Origin of the sequence: Pseudomonas algeriensis (assembly GCF_048847255.1) — a bacterium.
GTDB lineage: Bacteria > Pseudomonadota > Gammaproteobacteria > Pseudomonadales > Pseudomonadaceae > Aquipseudomonas.
This window is the reverse complement of sequence record NZ_JBKKRK010000004.1, coordinates 15,366-39,633: the sequence shown is the minus strand read 5'-3', so window position 1 is coordinate 39,633 and position 24,268 is coordinate 15,366. Positions and strand designations below refer to the sequence as shown.

At 61.2% G+C, this 24,268-nt stretch carries 21 protein-coding genes; 14 read left to right on the top strand and 7 right to left on the bottom strand.

Going from position 1 to position 24,268, the window contains the following annotated elements; translation table 11 throughout:
- Positions 1 to 12: 12 nt before the first annotated feature.
- The 6 genes from ACLK1G_RS07600 to ACLK1G_RS07575 form a co-directional block, all read right to left on the bottom strand.
- Positions 13 to 888: a symmetrical bis(5'-nucleosyl)-tetraphosphatase gene (locus ACLK1G_RS07600; protein ID WP_420764876.1), complete on the bottom strand. Its 876-nt coding sequence runs from the start codon at positions 886 to 888 to the stop codon at positions 13 to 15.
- The gene (gene apaG / locus ACLK1G_RS07595; protein WP_420764875.1) at positions 888 to 1,268 is read right to left on the bottom strand and encodes a Co2+/Mg2+ efflux protein ApaG; all 381 of its coding nucleotides are present in this window, start codon (positions 1,266 to 1,268) and stop codon (positions 888 to 890) included. The genes ACLK1G_RS07600 and apaG overlap by 1 nt, the downstream gene beginning before the upstream one ends.
- Positions 1,269 to 1,376: 108 nt before the next feature.
- On the bottom strand, positions 1,377 to 2,195 hold the full coding sequence (gene rsmA, locus ACLK1G_RS07590) for a 16S rRNA (adenine(1518)-N(6)/adenine(1519)-N(6))-dimethyltransferase RsmA (RefSeq protein ID WP_420764874.1): 819 nt from the start codon (positions 2,193 to 2,195) through the stop codon (positions 1,377 to 1,379).
- A complete protein-coding gene (pdxA, locus tag ACLK1G_RS07585; RefSeq protein ID WP_420764873.1) occupies positions 2,192 to 3,181 on the bottom strand; it encodes a 4-hydroxythreonine-4-phosphate dehydrogenase PdxA in 990 nt (329 codons plus the stop codon). Before pdxA ends, rsmA begins: the two co-directional genes overlap by 4 nt.
- Positions 3,178 to 4,494, bottom strand: coding sequence for a peptidylprolyl isomerase SurA (gene surA / locus ACLK1G_RS07580; protein WP_420764872.1), 1,317 nt, complete (start codon positions 4,492 to 4,494; stop codon positions 3,178 to 3,180). Before surA ends, pdxA begins: the two co-directional genes overlap by 4 nt.
- A complete protein-coding gene (locus ACLK1G_RS07575; protein WP_420764871.1) occupies positions 4,475 to 7,273 on the bottom strand; it encodes an LPS-assembly protein LptD in 2,799 nt (932 codons plus the stop codon). The genes surA and ACLK1G_RS07575 overlap by 20 nt, the downstream gene beginning before the upstream one ends.
- Positions 7,274 to 7,403: 130 nt before the next feature.
- Here ACLK1G_RS07575 and ACLK1G_RS07570 point away from each other — a divergent pair, with 130 nt between their 5' ends.
- The 3 genes from ACLK1G_RS07570 to ACLK1G_RS07560 are packed head-to-tail and all read left to right on the top strand — an operon-like array spanning position 7,404 to position 9,866.
- The gene (locus ACLK1G_RS07570) at positions 7,404 to 8,429 is read left to right on the top strand and encodes an aminoglycoside phosphotransferase family protein (RefSeq protein WP_420764870.1); all 1,026 of its coding nucleotides are present in this window, start codon (positions 7,404 to 7,406) and stop codon (positions 8,427 to 8,429) included.
- Positions 8,426 to 9,097, top strand: a complete 672-nt coding sequence (gene murU, locus ACLK1G_RS07565) for an N-acetylmuramate alpha-1-phosphate uridylyltransferase MurU (protein ID WP_420764869.1) — start codon at positions 8,426 to 8,428, stop codon at positions 9,095 to 9,097. Before ACLK1G_RS07570 ends, murU begins: the two co-directional genes overlap by 4 nt.
- A gap of 1 nt (position 9,098) precedes the next feature.
- Entirely contained in the window at positions 9,099 to 9,866 is a 768-nt protein-coding gene (locus ACLK1G_RS07560; protein ID WP_420764868.1) for a TerB family tellurite resistance protein, read from the top strand.
- 172 nt (positions 9,867 to 10,038) lie between these two features.
- Here ACLK1G_RS07560 and ACLK1G_RS07555 read toward each other — a convergent pair whose 3' ends face one another.
- On the bottom strand, positions 10,039 to 11,034 hold the full coding sequence (locus tag ACLK1G_RS07555) for an alpha/beta hydrolase family protein (protein ID WP_420764867.1): 996 nt from the start codon (positions 11,032 to 11,034) through the stop codon (positions 10,039 to 10,041).
- 74 nt (positions 11,035 to 11,108) lie between these two features.
- Between ACLK1G_RS07555 and ACLK1G_RS07550 the strand changes: the two genes are divergently transcribed.
- The 11 genes from ACLK1G_RS07550 to ACLK1G_RS07500 all read left to right on the top strand — a co-directional run bounded on the left by ACLK1G_RS07550 (position 11,109) and on the right by ACLK1G_RS07500 (position 24,263).
- On the top strand, positions 11,109 to 13,505 hold the full coding sequence (locus ACLK1G_RS07550; RefSeq protein WP_420764866.1) for a PAS domain-containing sensor histidine kinase: 2,397 nt from the start codon (positions 11,109 to 11,111) through the stop codon (positions 13,503 to 13,505).
- Between the two features lie 57 nt (positions 13,506 to 13,562).
- Positions 13,563 to 14,240, top strand: a complete 678-nt coding sequence (locus tag ACLK1G_RS07545; RefSeq protein ID WP_420764865.1) for a response regulator — start codon at positions 13,563 to 13,565, stop codon at positions 14,238 to 14,240.
- A 345-nt stretch (positions 14,241 to 14,585) separates the two neighbouring features.
- Positions 14,586 to 15,710 carry an ABC transporter ATP-binding protein gene (locus ACLK1G_RS07540; protein ID WP_420764864.1) on the top strand — a complete coding sequence of 375 codons (1,125 nt, stop codon included), beginning with the start codon at positions 14,586 to 14,588 and terminating at the stop codon, positions 15,708 to 15,710.
- Positions 15,711 to 15,760: 50 nt separating this feature from the next.
- On the top strand, positions 15,761 to 16,804 hold the full coding sequence (locus tag ACLK1G_RS07535; RefSeq protein WP_042730717.1) for an ABC transporter substrate-binding protein: 1,044 nt from the start codon (positions 15,761 to 15,763) through the stop codon (positions 16,802 to 16,804).
- A gap of 225 nt (positions 16,805 to 17,029) precedes the next feature.
- Complete coding sequence (locus ACLK1G_RS07530; RefSeq protein ID WP_420764863.1) at positions 17,030 to 18,277, top strand: ABC transporter permease; 1,248 nt, start codon at positions 17,030 to 17,032, stop codon at positions 18,275 to 18,277.
- A gap of 12 nt (positions 18,278 to 18,289) precedes the next feature.
- On the top strand, positions 18,290 to 19,114 hold the full coding sequence (locus tag ACLK1G_RS07525) for an ABC transporter permease (protein ID WP_420764862.1): 825 nt from the start codon (positions 18,290 to 18,292) through the stop codon (positions 19,112 to 19,114).
- 201 nt (positions 19,115 to 19,315) lie between these two features.
- Positions 19,316 to 20,464 (top strand): iron-containing alcohol dehydrogenase, encoded by a 1,149-nt coding sequence (locus ACLK1G_RS07520; RefSeq protein WP_420764861.1) that lies wholly within the window; start codon positions 19,316 to 19,318, stop codon positions 20,462 to 20,464.
- Between the two features lie 78 nt (positions 20,465 to 20,542).
- Positions 20,543 to 21,217 carry a ribulose-phosphate 3-epimerase gene (gene rpe, locus ACLK1G_RS07515; RefSeq protein WP_420764860.1) on the top strand — a complete coding sequence of 225 codons (675 nt, stop codon included), beginning with the start codon at positions 20,543 to 20,545 and terminating at the stop codon, positions 21,215 to 21,217.
- A complete protein-coding gene (locus ACLK1G_RS07510) occupies positions 21,214 to 22,032 on the top strand; it encodes a phosphoglycolate phosphatase (protein ID WP_420764859.1) in 819 nt (272 codons plus the stop codon). Before rpe ends, ACLK1G_RS07510 begins: the two co-directional genes overlap by 4 nt.
- Positions 22,033 to 22,102: 70 nt before the next feature.
- Complete coding sequence (gene trpE, locus ACLK1G_RS07505; protein WP_420764858.1) at positions 22,103 to 23,584, top strand: anthranilate synthase component I; 1,482 nt, start codon at positions 22,103 to 22,105, stop codon at positions 23,582 to 23,584.
- Between the two features lie 85 nt (positions 23,585 to 23,669).
- A complete protein-coding gene (locus ACLK1G_RS07500; RefSeq protein ID WP_420764857.1) occupies positions 23,670 to 24,263 on the top strand; it encodes an aminodeoxychorismate/anthranilate synthase component II in 594 nt (197 codons plus the stop codon).
- Positions 24,264 to 24,268: the final 5 nt, after the last annotated feature.

The following is a 24,268-nucleotide window of genomic DNA, read 5'->3' as shown; positions in this document are numbered from 1 at the left end:
GCGCAACGCCGGTCAAGCGTCGGTGCCGGCCGGCAATGATGCAATGGTCGATGTATTGAGTCTGGCGTGGCCCTTCTCGTCGCAATCGCAGCGCAGCAACTCGCCGGTGTCGACGTTCATCAGTGTCATCGCGCTGCCCCAGACGCAGCCGGTATCGAGGGCAATAACCCCGGCTTCGTCAGTTTGGCCTTCGAGTGCCGCCCAGTGCCCGAAAATGATTTTCAGGTCGCGGGTTTTGCGCTCCTTGTGCTTGAACCACGGCGCGTAGCCGGGCGGGGCGGTCTCGATGCCTTCCTTGCCCTTGAGATCGAGCTTGCCGTCGCGGGTGCAGAAGCGCATGCGCGTGAAATAATTGGTGATGACGCGAAGACGGGCCGTGCCGGTGAGGTCGTTGTCCCATTTGACGGGTTCGTTGCCGTACATGCCGTCCAGGTAGGGGCCGAACAGGTTGTCGTCGCGCAACGCCTGTTCCACTTCGCCAGCGCACTTGAGCGCTCTGCGCAGCGACCATTGGGGTGGGATGCCGGCATGGACCAGCGCGAGGTTTCGCGCCTCGTCGTAATGCATGAGTTTTTGCTGGCGCAACCATTCAAGCAGCTCGACGCAATCGGGGGCGTCGAGAATCTCGCTCAAGGTGTCGGATTTTTTCAGGCGCTCAATGTTTTGCCAGGCGGCTAACAGGTGCAGATCGTGATTGCCGAGCACGCATACCAAAGAGTCGCGGATACCATAGAGGAAACGAAGGGTTTCCAGCGACTGCGGGCCACGGTTGACCAGGTCGCCGACTAGCCACAGCGTGTCTTTGCGTGGGTCGAACGCTACCTGCTCCAGCAGGCATTTGAGCGGGTCCAGGCAGCCCTGCAGGTCACCAACCGCATACGTGGCCATCAGTGCAGCGCTCCGGGCACCGCCAGTCGGAAGGGCTTGATGATCGCATCGAAGCGCTTACCGTCTTCGGCGAGCATTTGATAGGTGCCCTCCATGGTGCCGACCTTGGTGGTCATCACTGTTCCGCTGCTATAGCTGTGGCTCTTGCCGGCATCGATCAACGGTTGCTGGCCAACCACGCCTTCACCGCGCACTTCTTCTACATGGCCGTCGCCGTTGGTGATGATCCAATGCCGTGACAGCAGCCTGGCGGGCAGCGAGCCATTGTTGCGCACTGTGATGGTGTAGGCGAAGGCGAAGCGGTCGTGCTCGGGTTGTGACTGTTCAGCGAGGAAGCGGGTGGCGACGCTGACGTCGACCTGGTAACGAGGATCGGACATGCAAAAAGGCCTTGAAAGCGGGACGCGGGAAGAACTGAGGGAGTCAGTCTAGGCCAAGTGTCGGGTAGTAAACCAGACCGGCGTACTTCCCGATAACGGCCTCGCATGTCAAATGGCGTTGTCTTTTGGCGCGACCTGTTCACTGAGCTTGTCGGCCAGGCGCACGAAGGCCGCCAGGTCCAGTTGCTCGGGGCGCAAGCTGCCGTCAACACCCGCGGCTTCGATTTCAGCGCTGCTGAGCAGCAGTTTCAACGTGTTGCGCAAGGTTTTGCGACGCTGGTTGAAAGCTTCGCGCACTACGCGTTCCAGCAGGCGGTGATCCTTGGCCGGGTGCGGAAGGACCGCATGAGGTACAAGGCGGACGATCGCGGAATCGACTTTAGGGGGCGGGTTGAATGCTCCCGGGCCCACGTTGAACAAATGGTCGACCCGGCAATGGTACTGGACCATGATCGATAGTCGGCCCCAATCACCACCGCCAGGACCGGCGGCGAGGCGCTCGACCACTTCTTTCTGCAGCATGAAATGCATGTCGCGGATCAGTGCGGCATTGCTCAGCAGATGGAAAATCAGCGGCGTGGAAATGTTATAGGGCAGGTTGCCAACCACCCGAAGGCTGCCCGGCGCGGCGTCCAGGCTGTTGAAGTCAAACTTCAGTGCGTCGCCCTGGTGCAGGTTGAAATTGCTCTTGCCGGCAAATTGCTGGTTGAGAATCGGCACCAGATCCTTGTCCAGTTCCACCACGTCCAGTTGCGCGCCGCTACCGAGCAGGCCTTGGGTCAGTGCACCCTGGCCTGGACCGATCTCCAGCAGGCGATCATCGGGCTTGGCATTGATGGAACGCAGGATGCGGTCGATCACGCCAGCGTCATGCAAAAAATTCTGGCCGAAGCGCTTGCGCGCGCGGTGTTGGTATTGCTCGGTCATAAGTGGGTCTCGGCCATCTGGTAAGCGGTTTCCAAGGCGACTTGCAGGCTGCCGGTGTCGATCCTGCCGCTGCCGGCCAGGTCCAGGGCGGTGCCGTGGTCCACGGAGGTGCGGATGATCGGCAAGCCCAGCGTCACATTGACCGCCGCGCCGAAGCCTTTGTACTTCAGCACGGGCAAGCCCTGGTCGTGGTACATCGCCAGCACCGCATCGCAGTGCTCCAGATATTTGGGGGTAAACAGAGTGTCGGCAGGCAGCGGGCCACGCAGGTCCATGCCCTCGCTACGCAGGCGTTCCAATGTAGGTTCGATGATGTCGATTTCTTCACGGCCCAGGTGTCCGCCTTCGCCGGCATGGGGATTGAGCCCACACACCAGGATTCGTGGCCGGGCGATGCCGAATTTTTCCTGAAGGTCGGCGTGCAGTATGCGCGTGACCCGTTCCAGGCGTTGCGGTGTGATCGCGTCGGCGATGTCTCGCAAGGGCAGATGAGTGGTGACCAAGGCTACGCGAAGGCCGCGCGTGGCGAGCATCATCACGACTTGCGAGGTTCGGGTCAGGTCTGCCAGGAATTCCGTGTGTCCGGAAAACTGAATACCGGATTCATTGATGACACCCTTGTGTACCGGGGCGGTGATCATCCCGGCGAAAGCCCCATCCAGGCAGCCTTGGCCGGCGCGGTTCAGGGTTTCCAGAACAAACGCCGCGTTTGCCGTATCCAATTGACCGGTGACGACCGGGGCGCCAAGGGGCGTATCCCAGACATACAGGCTGCCCGCAGGTGCCGGGGCATCGGGCCAGGCGTCTGGCGTAACCAACCGCAGATCGACGGCCAGCCCCAGCTGCGCGGCCCGCTCGAGGAGCAGGTCGCGGCTGGTGATGGCAATCAGGGGGTGAGGCTGGGCTTGCGAGGCGAGCAGCAGGCACAGGTCGGGACCAATGCCGGCAGGCTCGCCGGGGGTCAGCGCGAAACGCTTGGGTTTCACTGCGCGGCCTGGTCTGCACCAGGGAGTTTGATCTCGACGTAGGCTTCGTCGCGAATCTGGCGAAGCCAGGTTTGCAACTCTTCGTCGTATTTGCGGTTACGCAATACCGTCATCGCCTGTTGCTCGCGCGCCTGGGTGGTGCTGTCCGTGGCGCGACGGCCAAGGACTTCCAGGACGTGCCAGCCGTAAGGGCTCTTGAACGGCTTGGACAGTTGGCCCTGGGGTGTTTCGGCCATGACCTGGCGGAACTCGGGGACCAGCGCATTCGGGTCGACCCAGTTCAGGTCGCCACCGTTAAGGGCGGAACCCGGGTCTTCCGAGAAGCTTTTGGCCAGCTCGGCGAAGTCTTCGCCGGCGGTGATCCGCTCGTAGAGCTTCTCGGCCAGGCGCTTGGTCTCGGCTTCGCTACGGATCTCGCTCGGCTTGATCAGGATATGGCGGACATGTACTTCGTCGCGCACCTGGGTGCCGCCGCCGCGTTTTTCCAGCAGCTTGAGGATGATGAAACCACCTGGAGTGCGGGCCGGCTGGGTGATGTCGCCCACGGCCATGGCGCTGAGCTCGCGATCAAACGGAGGCGGCAATTGAGCGGCTTTACGCCAGCCCATGTCACCACCTTCCAGGGCGTTCTCACTGCCCGAACGCGCCACGGCCATCTGGCCGAAGTCAGCACCTTGCTTGAGCTGCTGGTAAACATCCATCGCCTGGCGATAGGCACTCTGAATCGCTTCGGAGTTGGCGCTCTCGGGGGTTGGGATCAGGATGTTCGCCAAGTGCAGTTCTTCAGACAGCTGCATCTTGCCCAGGTCGGAAGCGAGGAAGTTCTTCACTTCCTGCTCGGACACCTGGATGCGCTCGGCCACGCGTCGCTGACGTACGCGGCTGATGACCATCTCACGGCGGATCTGGTCGCGGGCGTCGTCAAAGGACAGGCCGTCGCGAGCCAGGGCGGCGCGGAACTGATCGATGGACATGTTGTTGCGCTGGGCAATGGTGCCGACGGCCTGGTTCAGTTCCTCATCGGTGATGCGGATACCGGAACGTTCGCCAATCTGCAGCTGCAGGTTTTCGACGATCAGGCGCTCGAGCACCTGCTGGTCCAGCACGCCCGGTGGTGGCAAGCCGCCGCCACGCTTGGCGATGGTTTGCTGCACTTCATGGACACGCTGGTCCAGTTGGCTCTGCATGACCACGTCGTTGTCGACGATGGCCACGACCTTGTCGATGGACTGTACCGCGGCGTTCGCTGCGGTACCCAGGAACAGCGCGCCCAGCATCAGCGGGCGCAGACAATCAGAAAGCTTGGTCTTCACGTTCACGATAACCTTGAATGCCTTTGTCGAGGAAACTCTCTACTTTGGCGCCGGTAAGGCCGCCGAGTCCCTTCAGAACAATTTGGAGGAAGACGCCGTGGTCGCCTTTTTCGTTTTGCGGGGCGGCTTGACTGAATTCTTCATAGTCGACCCAGTAACGGTTGATCAGGCGCAGTTTCCAGCAGCAGCTGTCGTATTCGAAACCACCGAAGGCTTCCAGGGTACGGTTGCGGTTGTAGTCATATTGCCAGCGGCTGATGGCGTTCCACTGCGGCACGATCGGCCAGATGATCGAGAAATCGTGCTGCTTGATCTTGTAGTAGTCCTTCACGTAATTCGGATCGCCCGGACGGCCATAGTCGCCACCGCCCACTTGCCATTGGCCGGTGGATTCGTCATAGCGGACCTGGTCGTTGCGATAGCGATAACCGGCGTTGATGACCTTGTTCGGGTTGTCTTCAGGCTGGTAGTGGAACATCGCGCTGCCCGAACGGGGGCTGCGGGTGTCCGGGTCCCAGTTGTAGGTCGCCGTGGTGCGCCAATCGCGGTTCCAGCGATATTCGTATTCCAAGGCATACGGGGAAACGTCGGACTTGGCGTCTTCACGTGTCTTGAAGTCGATGCCTGGCAGTTGGACTTCACGATCCTTGAAGTACAGGGCCTGGCCGACGCTGATGCGCTGACGCTCGAACCCGTTTTCTTCGATCCAGCGGCTGGTCACGCCAAGGGACAATTTGTTTTCGTCGCCGACACGGTCGGAGCCGGTGAAACGGTTATCCCGGAACAGCGAGGAGTAGCTGAAGGTCGATTCGCTGGTGTCGAACACGGGGATATCGCTCTGGTCCTTCTCCGGTACATAGAGATAGAACAGGCGAGGCTCCAGGGTCTGGCGATAGTTGGTGCCGAACCATTGGGTGTCGCGGTCGAAATACAGGCCACTGTCGATGCTGGCGATTGGAACACCACGGCTCTGACTGCTGCTGTAGGTGCCGCGCAGGCGATCGGCCTCGGCGTTCTGCGCAGCGACCTGAGATCTGCCCCTGCTATCCAGGTCCAGGTCATATTGAGTGTACTGGTACTTGAGCGACGGCTTGATGTAGCCATAGCTTGCGGTCATCGGCAGGCTCATGACGGGTGCCAGGTTCAGCCGGTCGCCGTTAGCCCTGGCCAAGCCGCGGATGTTGTTATCCAGGAACGGCTCGGTGTTGCCGTCTTCATCGGTGTAGTCACCGGTGCGCAAATCACGATCAAACCGCACCAGTTCGGTCTTGTACGCAAAATCCAGTCCATACGGATGTTCGGGCAGCGAGCCATTGAAGGTGATCTGAGGCAGGCGATTGTACGGCGTGATTTTTGAAATCGTCGCCATCTGGTAAGCCTGGGCATTGAGCCGAGCGGTGTAGTTGTCGCCGCGATAGCTGACAGCGCCTTGCTGGTTCACGTAGTCCCGCGACTCGACGCCGATCTGATCGGTCTGCAGATCCTGGAAATAATACGGATCGCTGATCTTGGTGTAGTCGACTTCTGTCAGCACGCGCGAGTCGAGGCCGCCCTTGTGCTGCCAGTTGTACATGTAGCGGGTCTTGTCGTAGTCGCTCTGCCCACTGCGCTCATCGTCTTCGTCGTTGAGGTACGCGGCGCCGAACTGGCCTTCGCTGGACTTGGTCAGGTAACGGAACTCGCCTTCCATCAACAAGCCGCGCTTGCTCATGTAGCGTGGGTACAACGTGGCGTCGTAGTTCGGCGCCAGGTTGAAGTAGTACGGGGTGACCAGCAGGAAGCCGGTATCGCTGCCGCTGCCGATGGTCGGCGGCAGGAAGCCAGACTGACGACGGTCGTCGATCGGGAAATAGATATAAGGCGTGTACAGGACCGGGAAGTCCTTGACCCGCAGCGTGACGTTGGTCGCGGTGCCGAAGCCCGTGGCCGGGTTCAAGGTGATGTTGTTGCCCTTGAGTGTCCACGCGTTGCTGCCCGGTTCGCACGTAGTGTACGTACCGTCCTTGAGGCGGATGATTGCGTTTTCGGCGCGGCGGGCGTATAGCGCGTTACCGCGGATGCGCGACTTGTGCATCACGTATTCGGCGTTGTCGACCTTGGCTTCACCGGTGTCCAGCTGCACATCGGCGTGGTCGCCGACAATCAGCGCGCCGTTGTCGCGGACCCGCACGTTGCCGTTCAGCTCGCCACGGTTCTCGGCCTGGTACAGGCTGGCCTCGTCGGCTTCGACCTGCATGCTGCCCTGGCGCATGACCACGTCGCCGGCCAGGGTCGCCACCTGTTGCTCCTGCTCGTAGCGCGAAGCCTTGGCGCCCAGGAAGGTCGGCGCGTCGCTCTTGGCGGTCTTGTCGTTCATGCCCGGGCGCGTCGGCTCGATGTACGCGCCAGCGCAGTAAGGACCGGTTTCAGCCAGTTGAGCGGGCGTGAGGTTCTCGCGCGGAACCCAGTCCAAGTGACTGTAGTCTTCACTGCGCGTCTTCAAGCCGCGGCCCTTGGCTTCGGTGACGAGCATCGGCTTGTCGCCGGCCACCTCGCCCGAATCGCTGTCGGCCGGTGCGCTGCCGCTGTCGGCAACCGCGCTGCCTTCATGCACGGGACGTGGCGGCAATGCAGCGGCCGGCGTCTTGGGTGAACAGTCCCAGGCACCCGAAGCGGAGACGGAACAGTCATACTGTTGCGCCGCAACGACGAATGAAGAGGCCAGGGGTTGCAGGGCCAGCAGACTGCCGGTAACCAGCAACGGAAATTTTTTACGAAACGCGGGGGATTTCAATGCCATCTTATTAGTCCGGGCTTCCTGCGTGCCATCTGCCCGCGGTGTGGGCCGCACGCCTCTCGATGGTCTGAAAAAGATGCTGGATAATAAAGCATGACCCGCTTGACGGCTAGCGCCGTCGGAGACCCTTGCAATGCCTGACCAAGATGTACGCTTGCAACACCTGAAAGTTTGGCTCGATGAGCAGTTACCGATCCTTTTCAATCAACAGGGGTGGGGGGGCGTACCCCCGGCCACGTTGACCGCGGCCAGCAGCGACGCGAGTTTCCGGCGATATTTCCGCTGGGAAGGCGCGGGCCGCAGCCTGATCGTGATGGATGCACCGCCGCCCCAGGAAAACTGCAAACCCTTCGTGGATATCGCGTTTTTGCTGGCGAAATCCGGCATCAACGTGCCAAAAATTTATGCCGAAGACCTCGATCGCGGTTTTCTTTTGCTCAATGATCTGGGTAACCAGACCTACCTGGATGTAATCAACGGCGAAAATGCCGACGATTTATTCCGCGATGCCTTGCAGGCATTGTTGGCTTTTCAGCAATTGCCGATGGTGGCTCCGCTGCCCAGTTATGACGTTGCTTTGCTGCGTCGCGAGTTGGAGCTGTTCCCGGAGTGGTACGTCAAGCGCGAGTTGGGCATCGAGCTCGATGCGACACAGCAGCAACTTTGGCAGCAGGCTTGCGAACTGTTGATCAACAGCGCCCTGGCCCAGCCGAAAGTGCTGGTGCACCGCGACTACATGCCGCGCAATCTCATGCTCAGCGATCCCAATCCAGGTGTGCTCGATTTCCAGGACGCGGTCTACGGGCCGGTGACCTACGATGTGACCTGCCTTTTCAAGGATGCTTTCCTCAGTTGGCCCGAGGCGCGAGTGCGCGGTTGGCTGGAGGATTATTGGCAGCAGGCCGGTGCCCTTGGCATTGCTGTGCAGCCGGATTTCGAAGATTTCCTGCGGGCCAGCGACTTGATGGGCGTGCAGCGCCATCTCAAGGTGATCGGCATCTTCGCGCGCATTTGCCACCGCGACGGCAAGCCGCGCTACCTGAAGGACGTACCGCGCTTCTTCGACTATATAGAAGCGGTCATCGACCGCCGTCCTGAGCTGGCGCCGCTGGATGAGCTGCTCCGCAGCCTGCGCCAATCGGCCGGGGCAAATGCATGAAGGCGATGATCCTCGCGGCGGGCAAGGGGGAGCGCATGCGCCCGCTGACGCTTACCACGCCCAAGCCTTTGATCCGTGTCGCCGAAATTCCCTTGATCGAATATCACCTGCGGGCGCTGGTCGCCGCCGGGTTTGGCGAGATCGTCATCAATCACGCCTGGCTCGGGCAGCAGATCGAAGACCACCTGGGGGACGGCTCACGGTTCGGCGTGCGCATCGTCTATTCCCCGGAAGGCGAGCCGCTGGAAACCGGCGGGGGGATTTTCCGGGCGCTGCCGTTGCTGGGCGATGAAGCGTTTCTCGTGGTCAATGGCGACATATGGACTGATTTCGATTTCAGCACCTTGCCTCGTTCGCTCCACGCGTCGGCTCATCTGGTGCTGGTGGACAATCCTGAACATCACCCAGATGGCGATTTCGTCCTCACCGACGGAAAGGTTCATGAAGGCGCGTCCACGGCCGACAAACTGACCTACAGCGGTATCGCCGTCCTGCATCCGCGATTATTCGACGGTTGCGCGGCTGGCGCGTTCAAGCTCGCACCGTTGCTGCGCAAGGCCATGGACCATGGGCAGGTCAGCGGCGAGCGGCTGCAAGGTCATTGGGTAGATGTCGGAACCCTTGAACGTTTGGCGCAGGTTGAAAAATTGATAGAAGCGAGCCGTTGATATGTGGTGGCCAGGGACTCTGATCGGAGCGGGAGCAGGCTTTGCCATAGCCAGCATCCCGGGGGCCATGCTTGGCGCATTGCTGGGACAGGCGCTGGACAGGCGCCTGAACGTCCACAGCTGGGCGCAAGTGCGTGAACGGCTGGGCGGGCGCCCGGCGTTGCGCAACGATGAATTATTGTTCGTGTTGCTCGGACGCCTGGCGAAAAGCGATGGGCGGGTTGTGGACGGTCACATTCAGCAGGCTCGCCTGGAAATGCGCGCCCTCGACTTGAGCGAACCGGCGCAGCGTCGTGCCATTGCGGCATTCAACCGAGGCAAGTCCGAGCATGATCGCTTGCGCGGTTATCTGCGTCGCCTCGCCACTCAGCCCCACGCGGCCGAAGGCGTGCTACGCGCCTGCTGGAGGATGGTCTGGGCTGACGGTCGCGCTGGCGCCAGCGAGCGCGAGTTGCTTGTCCAGTGGGGCAAATGGCTGGGCTGGACGCCGCAGCAGGTCCAGGCGTTGGCGATGGATTACGAACCGCAGAAACTGTCGCAACCCTCAAGCGGCGTGACTTATCAGGAGGCATTGCGATTGCTGGGTGTTTCGGCCACCAGCGAGCCGTCGCAAATAAAGCGGGCTTATCGCCGCTTGCTCAGCCGGCATCACCCGGACAAGATCGCCGGCAGCGGCGCCACGCCTTTACAGGTGCGTGAAGCGACCGACAGGACCCGAGAGCTGCACAATGCCTATCGTTTGATTCGCGAGCGGAGGGATTTCCGCTAATACGGGGTGCCTGTGGCGAGGGAGCTCGCTCCCGCTGGTTCACGAAGCGGCGCCTCAACCTGGCGCCGAATTTCTTACGGAGTCTCAGTTGGTTGACGACTGCTGTGCAGCCGAGCGGGAGCAAGCTCCCTTGCCACAGATAGCTAGCGTGTCGCTTACCGCTGGGAAGGTCTCACTCCCCAGGGTTTTGCGGATTCAACCAACCCCGGACCCGACGGAACAGTTGCTCTTGCTCCGCCGAACGGTTCGGCACGGCTTTGAGGGCAACCTGGCTGAAGGTCGATCCTTTCAGGCGTTTGCTCGCTTGCAAGCGCTCCAGTGCCGCGTTGCGGTCCAGTGGCTTGTCCATATAGAAGATATCGGCGGTCGCCAGCTTCAGGGTGGGTGTCAGCTCTGCCAGGCCAGGCTTGGCGGTTACCGGAGTCTGGGCCGCGACCATCACGAAGCGTTCGATCTGCGAGGGTTGCTTTTCGCTAAGGTAGCGCGCTGCCCAATAGGCGCCCGTGCCATGGCCTAGCAGCACAATGCTGCGGGCACTCTGCTGTTCGGCGTAGGCCAGCGCCGCATCGATGCGGGCGAAAATGCGCTCGACATCGGCGTTGGCGTGTTCTTCACCGGTTTCGGCGATGGCGGCATCCGCTGCCTCGGCTTCGCCCCCCGTCACTTGCTCGATCGGTGCGGCGGTGGTGGCGTCCGGTGCCGCGGCCGCGACGTCGGCGGGTTTGGTCTCGGGTGGCGTTTCCACGGTGCGCGGAGCGATGACGTCGCCTTGCAGGTCCGGCAGGGTGATACTCAGGCTGCTCCATTGGGCATCAGGCAGTTTCTTGCGCAGGGGGCCGACTGCTTGAGGCCAGTCAGCGGTTTCACCGGCGCCAGGGATGATGATGACGGCGCCCTTGGGCTCGCTGGTATTGGCTGGCTTCCACAGCGCGAGGAAGGCGTCGCTACCGGTTTGTAGCTGTTGCTGTTCTTGAGCGGGGACCTTTCTTACGAGCGCCGCCGCCTCTTCCTGGCTACGCTCGAGCAAGGGTTGGCGTTCGACCGGCTTTTCTCCAGCGGATTGTTCCACTGCGGCGGGTGCCGTTTCGCCAGCCTGCACAGAAAATGCACTCGGCAGGATCAGCGACAGGCACAATGCGGGCAACGCCAGGCGATAAACAGAGGGCATCGGATATTCCATGACCAGAAGTATTTCCGGCAGCCTAATGGGTTGGTCAGTATTTGTCAGTGCATGAGACTTCGATGATGCGTTATTGCTGCCTGTGGGTTATCGGCTGTTTATGGCTTCCCTTGACGGCTTGGGCTGCGCCTGCGCCGCAGGTTCATGGCGTGCAACTGAGTGCGGAACAGCGTCAATGGCTGACGCAACATCAACAGCTGCGGGTCGGCGTGGTATTGCAGGCCCCCTATGCACAATACGATCGGCGTTTACAGCGGTTGTCCGGTACCCATGTCGAGTTGATGCAATGGCTGGGTAAGACGCTGAACGTCGAGTTGACCTGGCGCAATTTCCAAGACGTCGCGCAGCTGGAAGCAGCGGTACGTGACGGCGAAATCGATGTCGCGCCCGGCCTGACCCAAACCCCGGTCGGGCTCAGGCTCTGGCAGTTTTCCGACCCTTACATGCGAGTGCCGCAATTGATCGTCGGCGCGCAGAAAAGCGCCGAGGGCGTGGAGCTGGAGAAGCTCGACGGCCAGGTCCGCGTTGCGGTGCGCATGCCCAGCGCCACGGCGGATTATCTGCGCAGCAATTACCCAGCGTTGAACCTGCAAGGGGTGCCGATGGAGCGCGAGGCGCTGCAATTGTTGCTGACCCAGCAGGCGCGGTTCGCGGTGGTCGATGAGGCGCAGCTGGGACGGTTGATGGTCGAGCCCGAGTTCTCGGAACTGGCGGTGGTGGGCGATATTGGGTCGCCACAGTTGCTACGGGTCGCCACGCGCCGGGACTGGCCCCAGTTGGCCGAAATTATCGACAAGGGGCTGCAAGCCATCCCGGCCAAGGAACTTGAGCAACTGCACAGTCGTTGGCTCAAGCCGAAATACCCGCGCCTGACCGAAACTCCGGGTTTCTGGCAGAACCTGACCTTGCTGTTGCTGGCATTGCTGCTCGCCAGCGTGGCCACCGTGTCTTGGCAACGCCGCCAGCAACGTGGACTGGAGCGCCGGTTGCGTGCCGCGCGAGAGGACATCGCCCAACGCACCGCCAGCGAAGCAGCCTTGCGGCTGACGCAGTTTTCCATCGATCAGAGTACGGTCGGCATCCTCTGGGTCAACTGGGACAGTCATGTGCGCTACGCCAACCGCGCCGCCGAAACCATGCTGGGCTACGGCCCGGGCGGAATCATTGACCGCCCGCTGATCGATTTCGAGCCGGGCTTGCACATGGACCGTTGGTTGAATTTGTGGAAGCGCGCCCGAGCCAGTGAAGACGGGCCGCAGAGTTTCGAGACCGAATGTGTGCGCGCCGATGGCAGCATCCTGCCGGCCGACGTTTCCCTGAGCTTCCTGCGTTTTCGCGATGCCGAATACCTGGTCGTCTACCTAAACGACGTGACGGAGCGTCGACGCGCATTGGCGGCTTTGCGTGAAAGCGAGGCGCGCCTGCAAGGCATCGCGGCGAACGTGCCGGGGTTGGTTTTTCGCCTGGAGCGGGCTCCGGTGACTGGACAAATCGACTTTGCCTACATCAGCGAAGGCAGCGAAAGCCTGGTGGGCTACTCCCCGGCGACTTTGGCCCGCAGTGATACCGGTCTGCGCAGCCTGGTCCATCCGGACGACAAGGCCGATTACCACCGCACCCAGGACCAGGCGCTGGACAGCGACAGCGACTGGTCATGGCAAGGCCGCATCCTGACGCGCGAAGGGCAGCAACGCTGGGCCGAGATCAAGGCAATCACACGTCGTCTCGAGGATGGCGCCTACGTCTGGGACGGTATCGTCTGGGACATCACTGAAAGCAAGCGCATCGAACTGGAGCTGGCCAGCTCGCGTGAACAGTTGCGTGAGTTGTCGGCGCACCTGGAAAGCGTAAGAGAGGAAGAAAAAGCACGTATTGCCCGGGAGGTCCACGACGAGCTGGGCCAGATGCTGACGGTGCTGAAGCTGGAGACTTCCATGTGCGAATTGGCCTACGCGCAGCTGGATCCTGGCCTGCAGGAGCGGCTCAACAGCATGAAGCGCTTGATCGCCCAGCTGTTTCAACTGGTGCGAGACGTGGCGACAGCGTTGCGCCCACCTATCCTGGATGCCGGTATCGCTTCGGCCATTGAATGGCAGGCACGGCGTTTCGAGGCGCGTACCCACATCCCGTGCCTGGTGCAGGTGCCGGACAACTTGCCACCGTTGAGCGACGCGAAGGCCATCGGTCTGTTCCGGATTCTCCAGGAAGCGCTGACCAATGTGATGCGCCACGCCCAGGCGCATACTGTGGAACTGACGCTGACCCAGGAAGGCGGCCATTTATGCCTGACGGTCAGCGATGACGGTGTAGGATTCATTGCCGACGCCAGTAGGCCAACGTCCTTTGGCTTGGTTGGCATGCGTGAGCGTGTGTTGATCATGGGCGGACAGTTGACTCTGGACAGCGAGCCGGGGGAGGGGACGACCTTGTCGGTGCGCGTGCCGTTGGGTGAGGCATGACGGGAGTGGTTATCCGGGGTGACCGCATCGCGAGCAAGCTCGCTCCCACATGGATTAATGTTACGCGAGCTTGCTCGCGATGAGATTCTGAATCTGGAGAACAATGTGATCCGTGTACTGGTAGCCGAAGACCACACCATCGTCCGCGAAGGGATCAAGCAGTTGATCGGCCTGGCCAAGGATCTGGTGGTGGCGGGGGAGGCGAGCAATGGCGAACAACTGCTCGAGACCCTGCGACACGTGCCCTGCGAAGTCGTGCTGCTGGATATTTCCATGCCGGGCGTCAACGGCCTGGAGGCGATCCCACGGATCCGGGCGTTGAACAACCCGCCGGCCATCCTGGTGTTGTCCATGCATGACGAAGCGCAAATGGCGGCTCGCGCCCTTAAGGTCGGCGCCGCCGGCTACGCCACCAAGGACAGCGACCCGGCATTGCTGCTCATGGCGATTCGAAAGGTCGCTGCCGGCGGACGCTACATCGACCCGGACCTGGCCGACCGCATGGTCTTCGAAGTGGGCCTGACCGACACCCGACCGCTGCATTCCCTATTGTCGGAGCGCGAGTTCTCAGTCTTCGAACGCCTCGCCCAAGGCGCCAATGTCAACGACATCGCCCAGCAACTGGCCCTGAGCAGCAAGACCATCAGTACCCACAAGGCGCGGCTGATGCAGAAACTCAACATCACCTCGCTGGCGGAACTGGTGAAATACGCGATGGAGCACAAGTTGCTCTGAATCCCACCATCGTCCCCTTGTGGGAGCGAGCTTGCTCGCGATAGCGTCGGACCATACAGCGCATAGGTAGCTGACAGACCGCCATCGCGAGCAAGCTCGCTCCCACAGGGTTTGTGTCGGCATATCCATTTGCGACACGCCCCAGCACAGCGTTTGCCCCGGTTTGCAGCTCGCTGCTTGAAACTTGCCACTGCACTTATCCAATCCCGCCACCCGTGTAGGGAAATCCCTACCCCGACTCTTCCATCCGGCTGAGGCGATTCTCTCCTGCGGCCCGATTTGCGCGGGTCCCGGGCTCCACTAGGCTTGGACTCACAAGCAGTCATCAATACAAAAGGTGCGGGTATGAGCCAGGTCGATTCAAGCGCGGGGGCCAGTGATGTGCTGGTCAGCTTTCGTGGTGTGCAAAAGAGCTACGACGGCGAGAACCTGATCGTCAAAGACCTCAACCTGGACATTCGCAAAGGCGAATTCCTGACCCTCCTCGGACCTTCCGGCTCCGGCAAGACCACCAGCCTGATGATGCTCGCCGGTTTCGAGACTCCGACCGCCGGTGAAATCCTGCTGGCTGGCCGTTCCATCAACAACGTGCCGCCTCATAAGCGCGACATCGGCATGGTGTTCCAGAACTACGCCTTGTTTCCCCACATGACCGTCGCCGAGAACCTGGCCTTCCCGTTGACCGTTCGCGGCTTGAACAAGAGCGATGTCGGTGATCGGGTCAAGCGAGTCTTGAGCATGGTCCAGCTGGAAACCTTCGCCCAGCGTTATCCGGCGCAATTGTCCGGTGGCCAGCAGCAGCGCGTGGCCCTGGCCCGGGCGCTGGTGTTCGAGCCGCAACTTGTCTTGATGGACGAACCCCTTGGTGCATTGGACAAACAGCTGCGCGAACACATGCAGATGGAAATCAAGCACCTGCACCAGCGCCTCGGCGTCACCGTGGTCTACGTGACGCACGACCAGGGCGAAGCCCTCACCATGTCCGACCGTGTGGCCGTGTTCCACCAGGGCGAGATCCAGCAGATCGCCCCGCCGCGCACACTGTACGAAGAACCGAAAAACACCTTCGTCGCCAACTTCATCGGCGAAAACAACCGCCTCAACGGCCGCTTGCACAGCCAGACCGGCGACCGCTGCCTGGTGGAGTTGGGGCGCGGTGAGAAAGTCGAGGCCCTGGCCGTCAATGTCGGCCAGCCTGGCGAGCCGGTCACGCTCTCGATCCGGCCGGAGCGGGTGAGCCTCAACGGCTCCAGCGAACAATGCGTCAACCGCTTTTCAGGGAGGGTGGCGGAATTCATCTATCTGGGCGACCACGTCCGGGTTCGCCTGGAGGTCTGCGGCAAGAACGACTTCTTCGTGAAACAGCCCATTGCCGAGCTCGATCCCGCGCTCGCCGTCGGGGACGTGGTTCCGCTTGGCTGGCAAGTCGAGCATGTGCGTGCGCTCGATCCCCTTTTAGAGGCGAACTGATCGCCCCCCTGCTGTACCAACACCAACCCTGCACGTGGAGAGAACAATAAATGTTGAGATCCTTGAAGTTCACAGCCCTGACATTGGGCATGATGGGTGCGGCAAGCGCGATGGCGGCGGGCCCGGACCTGACCGTGGTGTCTTTCGGCGGGGCGAACAAGGCGGCTCAGGTCAAAGCCTTTTACGCACCGTGGGAAGCGGCCGGCAATGGCAAGATCGTGGCGGGCGAGTACAACGGCGAAATGGCCAAGGTCAAGGCCATGGTCGATACCAAGAGCGTCTCGTGGGACCTGGTGGAAGTCGAGTCGCCGGAATTGTCCCGTGGCTGCGACGAGGACATGTTCGAGCAGCTCGATCCGGCCTTGTTCGGCAAGACCGAAGACTACGTCAAGGGCGCCATCCAGCCTTGCGGCGTGGGTTTTTTCGTCTGGTCGACCGTGCTGGCCTACAACGCCGATAAGCTGAAAACCGCACCGACCAGCTGGGCTGATTTCTGGGACACCAAGCAGTTCCCGGGCAAGCGTGGCCTGCGCAAGGGCGCGAAGTACACCTTGGAATTTGCCTTGATGGCCGACGGCGTGGCGCCCAAAGACGTCTACAAAGTGCTGGCTGGTAAAGATGGCCAGGACCGCGCCTTCAAGAAGCTGGACGAACTCAAGCCGAACATCCAATGGTGGGAAGCTGGCGCCCAACCGCCGCAATACCTCGCTTCCGGTGACGTTGTCATGAGCTCGGCCTACAACGGCCGTATCGCCGCGGTGCAGAAAGAAAGCAACCTGAAAGTGGTGTGGAACGGCGGCATCTACGACTTCGACGCCTGGGCTATTCCTCGTGGCCTGGACAAGACGCGCGCAGAAGCGGCGAAGAAATTCATCGCCTTCTCTGTGGCGCCACAGCAGCAGAAGACCTACTCGGAAAACATCGCCTACGGCCCGGCCAACACCCAGGCTGTTCCGTTGCTGGCCAAGGATGTCCTGAAGGACATGCCGACCACTCCGGAGAACATTGCCAACCAAGTGCAGATCGACGTGAGCTTCTGGGCTGACAACGGCGAGCAACTGGAACAGCGCTTCAACTCCTGGGCGGCGAAGTAACCCACGTCTTCCTGGGAGGCGCGGCTTTTTGTGGCGAGGGAGCTTGCTCCCGCTTGAGTGCGTAGCACTCACGAGATAGGCATTGCCGACATTTTTGGGGCCGCTTCGCGGCCCAGCGGGAGCAAGTTCCCTCGCCACGATCACGCGTACGTCCAGGTTGTGGTTTCAAAAGAACAGAGGCGGCCCGCCGCCCCTGTAACGATAAAAAGATTTGCGGAGTTCGCCATGGCCATCGCCGTTCCACTGAACGCGGGCACCAGCCCCACCCTAAAGCAGCGGCTCAAGCGCGCCGAGCGGGTCAACCGCTGGAAGGCCCAGGCCTTGATCGCGCCGTTGGTGCTGTTTCTGTTGCTGGTGTTCCTGGTGCCCATCGTCGCGCTGTTGTTCAAAAGCGTCAGCAACCCGGAAGTGGTCAACGCAATGCCGCGCACCGTGGCTGCGGTCGCCGCGTGGGATGGACGTGGATTGCCAGGCGAGCCTGTTTACAAGGCAGCCAGCGAGGACCTGGCCGAAGCCCGGAAAAATCAGACTTTGGGCGACCTGTCCAAACGATTGAACATGGAACTGGCCGGCTACCGCAGCCTCCTGACCAAGACTGCCAGGGCGCTGCCGTTCGCTGCCGAACCGGCTTCCTATAAAGAAGCGCTCGAAGGCCTCGACGAACGTTGGGGTGACCCGGCCTATTGGCAGGTGATCCGCCGTAACACCAGCGACGTCACGCCGTACTACCTGCTCGCGGCGGTCGACCATCGCATCGACGATCTCGGTGAACTCGCGCCGGCCACTCCCGACCAGGCGATCTACCTGGACATCTTTACCCGCACCTTCTGGATGGGCCTGGTCATTACCGCCATTTGCCTGGTGCTCGCCTATCCGTTGGCTTATCTACTGGCGAACCTACCGTCGCGCCAGAGCAATCTGTTGATGATTCTGGTGCTGCTGCCGTTCTGGACCTCGATCCTGGTGCGTGTGGCGGCGTGGATCGTGCTGCTGCAATCGGGAGGCTTGATCAACAGCGCCTTGATGGCCATGGGCATCATCGATAAACCTTTGGAACTGGTGTTCAACCGCGTCGGTGTGTACATCTCCATGGTCCACATCCTGCTGCCGTTCATGATCCTGCCGATCTACAGCGTGATGAAGGGTATCTCGCCCACCTACATGCGCGCGGCGATTTCCCTGGGTTGCCACCCGTTCGCCAGTTTCTGGCGGGTGTACTTCCCGCAGACCTACGCAGGTGTCGGTGCCGGTTGCCTGTTGGTGTTCATTCTCGCCATCGGCTACTACATCACCCCAGCGCTGCTGGGCAGCCCGAACGACCAGATGGTCAGCTACTTCGTCGCGTTCTACACCAACACCAGCATCAACTGGGGCATGGCCACGGCGCTCGGCGGCCTGCTGTTGCTGGCGACCATCGTGCTTTATCTGATTTACAGCTGGCTGGTGGGCGCCAGTCGCCTGCGCCTGAGCTAAGGGGAGATCGAAATGCTGAGTCCTTACATGTCCCCCGTCGAACGGGTGTGGTTCTACAGCTTGCGCATACTCTGCGGGCTGATCCTGTTGTTCCTGATCCTGCCGGTGCTGGTGATCATTCCGTTGTCGTTCAACTCCGGCAGCTTCCTGGTTTACCCGTTGCAGGGCTTTTCGCTGCAGTGGTATCACGACTTCTTCGCTTCGGCGGAATGGATGCGGGCCTTGAAGAACAGCATCATCGTCGCTCCGGCGGCGACGCTGTTGGCGATGGTGTTTGGCACATTGGCCGCTATCGGACTGACCCGTGGCGACTTCCCGGGCAAGGCGCTGGTGATGGCCCTGGTAATTTCGCCCATGGTGGTGCCGGTGGTGATCATCGGCGTGGCCAGCTACCTGTTCTTCGCGCCGTTGGGGATGGGCAACAGCTTCTTTTCACTGATCGTCGTCCACGCTGTGTTGGGCGTACCGTTTGTCATCATCACCGTTTCGGCGACCTTGCAGGGCTTCAACCACAACCTGGTCCGGGCTGCCGCCAGCCTCGGAGCGTCGCCATTGACGGCGTTTCGCCGGGTGACCTTGCCGTTGATCGCTCCGGGCGTCATTTCCGGCGCGCTGTTCGCCTTCGCGACGTCGTTCGATGAAGTGGTGGTGACCTTGTTCCTGGCGGGGCCGGAGCAGGCGACGTTGCCTCGGCAGATGTTCAGCGGCATCCGTGAAAACCTCAGCCCCACCATCGCGGCGGCAGCAACGCTGCTGATCGCCTTCTCGGTGATCCTGTTGCTGACCCTGGAGTGGTTGCGTGGGCGCAGCGAGAAGCTGCGTACTACCCAGGTCTGAGGGTTAGCGCGGTACAAATGTGGGAGCGAGCCTGCTCGCGATTGCGGTGTGTCAGCCAACATTAATGTGTCGGATAGACCGCTATCGCGAGCAGGCTCGCTCCCACATGGTTCCTCATCGCATTCATGAACTGAATAGCAGACAACCCGCCATACCGAGCTATCCTTGTGCCAGCCCACTCTCGAGCAAGAGGCCGCGCACATGAGTCTTTCCTCGTTCAAGATCGCCCACAAACTGATCACCGGTGCCGCTGCCATCGAGCAACTGGCGGCGGAACTGACGCGGTTGGATGTCGACAACCCGCTGATCGTGACCGATGCGGCGCTGGTGAAGTCCGGCACCGTGGAGTTGGCGCTGCAGCATCTTGGCGGTCGCGACTACGAGATTTTCGACCGGGTCATGCCGGACCCGGAAATCGCCATCGTCGAAGACTGCATGCAAGCCTACCGCGACGGTGGCCATGACGGCCTGATCGGCCTGGGTGGCGGCAGTGCCATCGATATCGCCAAGTGCGTGGGCGTCTATGCCGGTTATCACGGCGAACTGCAAGACATGTTCGGCGTCGATCAGGTGCCGCGCAAAGGCCCGCCGATGATCGCCATCCCCACCACGGCCGGTACCGGGTCGGAAGTCACCAACGTGGCGATCCTCTCCGACAAGGCTGCACAGCTGAAGAAAGGCATCGTCAGCGATTACCTGTTGCCGGACGTGGCGCTGGTCAGCTCGCAAATGACCCTCACCTGCCCGCGGGGGGTGACCGCCGCCAGCGGTGTCGATGCGCTGGTGCACGCGATCGAGTCCTACCTGTCGCTCAATGCTTCACCGATCACCGATGCCCTGGCCATCGGCGCAATCAAACTGATCACCCGCGCACTGCCCAAGGCCTACGCCAACCCTTCGCACCTGCAAGCCCGCGAAGACATGGCCACCGCAAGCCTGATGGCGGGCATGGCGTTCGGCAATGCCGGGGTGGGGGCTGTGCACGCGCTGGCTTATCCGCTGGGCGGGCGATTCCATGTATCCCATGGCGTGGCCAACGCGTTGCTGCTGCCTTATGTCATGGCGTGGAACAAAATGGCCTGTGTCGAACGCATGCGAGACATCGCCGACGCCATGGGCATCAAGACTGCCCATCTGAGCGACCTCGAAGCCGCGGACGAGGCGGTGCAAGCCATGGTTGCGTTGTGTGCCGCCGTTGAAATCCCCTCAGGGCTCAGCGGCCTGGGCGTGACCGAGGATGTGATCCCGTCCATGACAGCGGAGGCTGCGGGGATAGAGCGGCTGATGCGCAACAACCCGCGGCAACTGAGCGCCGCCGATATCGAGAAGATCTACCGCGCGGCGTATTGATCGTCTGCCACGGTGGGCGCGCCAAATCTTGAGGTATACAATGCGCGCCATCGTGATTTCGCTCAAAACAGGTGCGTCATGCAGCCCTTCGCTATTGCTCCGTCGATTCTCTCCGCCGACTTCGCCCGCTTGGGCGAAGAAGTGGACAACGTTCTGGCCGCCGGGGCCGACATCGTGCACTTCGATGTCATGGACAACCATTACGTACCCAACCTGACCATCGGCCCGATGGTCTGCGCGGCGCTGCGCAAGTACGGCATCACCGCGCCGATCGACGCACACCTGATGGTCAGCCCGGTGGATCGCATCGTTGGTGATTTCATCGAGGCAGGCGCGACCTATATCACCTTCCACCCGGAAGCCTCGTTGCATGTCGACCGCTCCTTGCAGTTGATCCGCGAAGGTGGCTGCAAGGCTGGCCTGGTGTTCAACCCGGCAACGCCCTTGGATGTACTCAAATACGTGATGGACAAGGTCGACATGGTCTTGCTGATGAGCGTCAACCCCGGCTTCGGCGGGCAGAAGTTCATCCCGGGCACCCTCGACAAGCTGCGCGAAGCCCGGGCGCTGATCGATGCCTCGGGGCGCGACATCCGGCTGGAGATCGACGGTGGCGTGAACGTGAACAACATCCGCGAAATCGCCGCTGCCGGCGCCGACACCTTTGTCGCCGGTTCGGCGATCTTCAATGCGCCCGACTACAAAGAGGTCATTGAGAAAATGCGCGCCGAATTGGCCCTGGCGCGCCCATGAGCGGTTTCGAGCAGCTGTTTCCCGGCAGCCTGCCGCGCCTGGTGATGTTCGACCTCGATGGCACATTGGTCGATTCACTGCCAGATCTCGCGGCTTCTGTAGATGACATGCTGCTTAAACTTGGGCGTCCGCCCGCTGGTATTGACGCGGTGCGTCAGTGGGTTGGCAACGGCTCGCCCATGTTGGTGCGCCGGGCGTTGGCCAACCACATCGATGCGCAGGGCGTCGACGAAACCGAGGTCGAGCGGGCGATGGAACTGTTCAACGAGGCCTATGACGGGCGTCACGAACTGACAGTGGTCTACCCCGGCGTACGCGCCACCCTCAAATGGTTACACCAACAAGGCGTGGAAATGGCGCTGATTACCAATAAGCAGGAGCGCTTCGTTGCGCCGCTTTTGGATCAGATGAAAATTGGTCGCTACTTCCGTTGGATCATTGGCGGAGACACCCTGCCACAGAGGAAGCCCGATCCGGCAGCGCTGTTTTTCGTGATGAAGATGGCCAATATCCCAGCGTCTCAATCGCTGTTTGTCGGTGACTCGGTCATCGATGTGCAGGCGGCGAAAGCTGCCGGAGTGAAGTGCGTGGGGTTGAGCTACGGCTACAATCCTGGTCGGCCGATCGCCGAAGAGTTTCCGACGTTGGTGATCGATGATTTGCGCCTGTTAATTCCCGGTTGCCTGGACCCGGCCGCTGAGATAACGTTGCCCGACGCTGTTCAATCCTCTTCTGGAAACGCCATCGTGGTGGTCACTCGCAAACTCTGGATGAAAGTCATGAAGGCCCTGGCCCGCTGGCGTTGGCGCGCCTGACTTGTTCCTGGCCGGTTATCCGGCGCGTTTGCATACCTGACTGACAGCTACTCTTGCCACGAGGCACCCCATGATCCGCGAAGAATTCCTGCGTCTAGCCGCTGCCGGCTACAACCGCATCCCGCTCGCCTGCGAAACCCTGGCCGACTTCGACACGCCGTTGTCGATCTATCTCAAGCTGGCTGACCAGCCCAACTCCTATCTGCTCGAATCGGTGCAGGGCGGTGAGAAATGGGGCCGTTATTCCATCATCGGCTTGCCGTGTCGCACCGTGTTGCGGGTGCATGGCCATCACATCAGCGTGACCCAGGACGGCGTTGAGATCGAAAGCCTCGAAGCCGAAGATCCGCTGGCGTTCGTCGAGACCTTCAAGGCTCGCTACAACGTGCCGACCATCCCCGGCCTGCCCCGTTTCAACGGCGGCCTGGTGGGTTATTTCGGCTACGACTGCGTGCGCTATGTGGAGAAGCGCCTCGGCACGTGTCCCAACCCTGATCCGTTGGGCGTACCGGACATCCTGTTGATGGTCTCCGATGCGGTTGTCGTCTTCGATAACCTGGCGAGCAAGATGCACGCGATCGTCCTGGCCGATCCGTCTCAGGAAGATGCCTACGAGCAAGGTCAGAAAAGCCTGCAGGCGCTGCTGGAAAAACTCCGCCAGCCGATCACGCCACGCCCAGGCCTGGATTTCAGCAAGCAGTCGGCGACCGACCCGGTGTTCCGCTCCAGCTTCACGCAGGACGATTACGAACGGGCCGTCGATACCATCAAGGAATACATCCTCGCCGGCGATTGCATGCAAGTCGTGCCGTCGCAACGGATGTCCATCGACTTCAAGGCCGCGCCTATCGACCTCTACCGGGCGCTGCGCTGCTTCAACCCCACACCCTATATGTACTTCTTCAATTTCGGCGACTTCCACGTCGTGGGCAGTTCGCCGGAAGTGCTGGTGCGAGTCGAAGACAACCTGATCACCGTGCGTCCAATTGCCGGCACTCGTCCTCGCGGCGCCACGGAAGAAGCGGATCGGGCTCTGGAAGAAGACCTGCTGTCGGACGACAAGGAAATTGCCGAACACCTGATGCTGATCGACCTTGGCCGCAATGACACCGGGCGGGTATCGGAAGTGGGTTCGGTGAAGCTCACCGAGAAAATGGTCATCGAGCGCTATTCCAACGTGATGCACATCGTGTCCAACGTCACCGGCCAATTGAAGGCCGGATTGACGGCCATGGATGCGTTGCGGGCGATCCTGCCGGCGGGCACCTTGTCTGGCGCGCCGAAAATCCGGGCGATGGAAATCATCGACGAGCTGGAACCGGTCAAGCGCGGTGTGTACGGCGGCGCGGTGGGTTATTTCGCCTGGAACGGCAACATGGACACGGCCATCGCCATTCGTACCGCGGTTATCAAGAACGGCGAACTGCATGTACAGGCGGGCGGTGGCATTGTCGCCGACTCTGTGCCCGCGTTGGAGTGGGAAGAAACCTTGAACAAGCGTCGGGCGATGTTCCGCGCCGTGGCGTTGGCGGAGCAGACTTCAGGCAACTGAGTTGCTCCCCGACAACCTGTGGCCCGGAGGTTTTTCGCGCTCCGAGGCCGTATTTAAAGTCAGTGAATCCAAAGGTTGCTACGCCATGTTGCTGATGATCGATAATTACGACTCCTTTACCTACAACGTTGTGCAATACCTCGGCGAGCTGGGCTCCGAAGTCAAGGTGGTGCGCAACGACGAGCTGACCATCGCCGAGATCGAGGCCCTCAAGCCCGAACGTATCGTGGTCTCGCCCGGCCCGTGCACGCCGACCGAAGCGGGCGTGTCCATCGAGGCCATCAAGTATTTCGCCGGAAAATTGCCGATCCTCGGTGTCTGCCTGGGCCACCAGTCCATCGGCCAGGCGTTCGGTGGCGACGTCGTGCGCGCCCGGCAAGTCATGCATGGCAAGACCAGCCCGGTGTTCCACCAAGACAAGGGCGTATTCGAAGGCCTGAATCATCCGCTTACGGTCACTCGCTACCATTCCCTGGTCGTCAAGCGCGAAACCTTGCCTGACTGCCTGGAATTGACCGCCTGGACCCAGCGCGAAGACGGCTCGGTGGACGAGATCATGGGACTGCGACACAAGACGTTAAATATTGAGGGTGTGCAATTCCACCCCGAGTCTATCCTCACAGAGCAGGGCCACGAGCTGTTCGCCAACTTCCTCAAACAAAGCGGCGGCACGCGCTAAGGACT

Bases quoted from the DNA above. Each gene is read 5' to 3' on its own strand.
- ACLK1G_RS07600 (WP_420764876.1), bottom strand. From the start codon at position 888: ATGGCCACGTATGCGGTTGGTGACCTGCAGGGCTGCCTGGACCCGCTC.
- apaG (WP_420764875.1), bottom strand. From the start codon at position 1,268: ATGTCCGATCCTCGTTACCAGGTCGACGTCAGCGTCGCCACCCGCTTC.
- rsmA (WP_420764874.1), bottom strand. From the start codon at position 2,195: ATGACCGAGCAATACCAACACCGCGCGCGCAAGCGCTTCGGCCAGAAT.
- ACLK1G_RS07575 (WP_420764871.1), bottom strand. From the start codon at position 7,273: ATGGCATTGAAATCCCCCGCGTTTCGTAAAAAATTTCCGTTGCTGGTT.
- ACLK1G_RS07570 (WP_420764870.1), top strand. From the start codon at position 7,404: ATGCCTGACCAAGATGTACGCTTGCAACACCTGAAAGTTTGGCTCGAT.
- murU (WP_420764869.1), top strand. From the start codon at position 8,426: ATGAAGGCGATGATCCTCGCGGCGGGCAAGGGGGAGCGCATGCGCCCG.
- ACLK1G_RS07560 (WP_420764868.1), top strand. From the start codon at position 9,099: ATGTGGTGGCCAGGGACTCTGATCGGAGCGGGAGCAGGCTTTGCCATA.
- ACLK1G_RS07555 (WP_420764867.1), bottom strand. From the start codon at position 11,034: ATGCCCTCTGTTTATCGCCTGGCGTTGCCCGCATTGTGCCTGTCGCTG.
- ACLK1G_RS07550 (WP_420764866.1), top strand. From the start codon at position 11,109: ATGATGCGTTATTGCTGCCTGTGGGTTATCGGCTGTTTATGGCTTCCC.
- ACLK1G_RS07545 (WP_420764865.1), top strand. From the start codon at position 13,563: ATGTTACGCGAGCTTGCTCGCGATGAGATTCTGAATCTGGAGAACAAT.
- ACLK1G_RS07540 (WP_420764864.1), top strand. From the start codon at position 14,586: ATGAGCCAGGTCGATTCAAGCGCGGGGGCCAGTGATGTGCTGGTCAGC.
- ACLK1G_RS07535 (WP_042730717.1), top strand. From the start codon at position 15,761: ATGTTGAGATCCTTGAAGTTCACAGCCCTGACATTGGGCATGATGGGT.
- ACLK1G_RS07530 (WP_420764863.1), top strand. From the start codon at position 17,030: ATGGCCATCGCCGTTCCACTGAACGCGGGCACCAGCCCCACCCTAAAG.
- ACLK1G_RS07525 (WP_420764862.1), top strand. From the start codon at position 18,290: ATGCTGAGTCCTTACATGTCCCCCGTCGAACGGGTGTGGTTCTACAGC.
- ACLK1G_RS07520 (WP_420764861.1), top strand. From the start codon at position 19,316: ATGAGTCTTTCCTCGTTCAAGATCGCCCACAAACTGATCACCGGTGCC.
- rpe (WP_420764860.1), top strand. From the start codon at position 20,543: ATGCAGCCCTTCGCTATTGCTCCGTCGATTCTCTCCGCCGACTTCGCC.
- ACLK1G_RS07510 (WP_420764859.1), top strand. From the start codon at position 21,214: ATGAGCGGTTTCGAGCAGCTGTTTCCCGGCAGCCTGCCGCGCCTGGTG.
- trpE (WP_420764858.1), top strand. From the start codon at position 22,103: ATGATCCGCGAAGAATTCCTGCGTCTAGCCGCTGCCGGCTACAACCGC.
- ACLK1G_RS07500 (WP_420764857.1), top strand. From the start codon at position 23,670: ATGTTGCTGATGATCGATAATTACGACTCCTTTACCTACAACGTTGTG.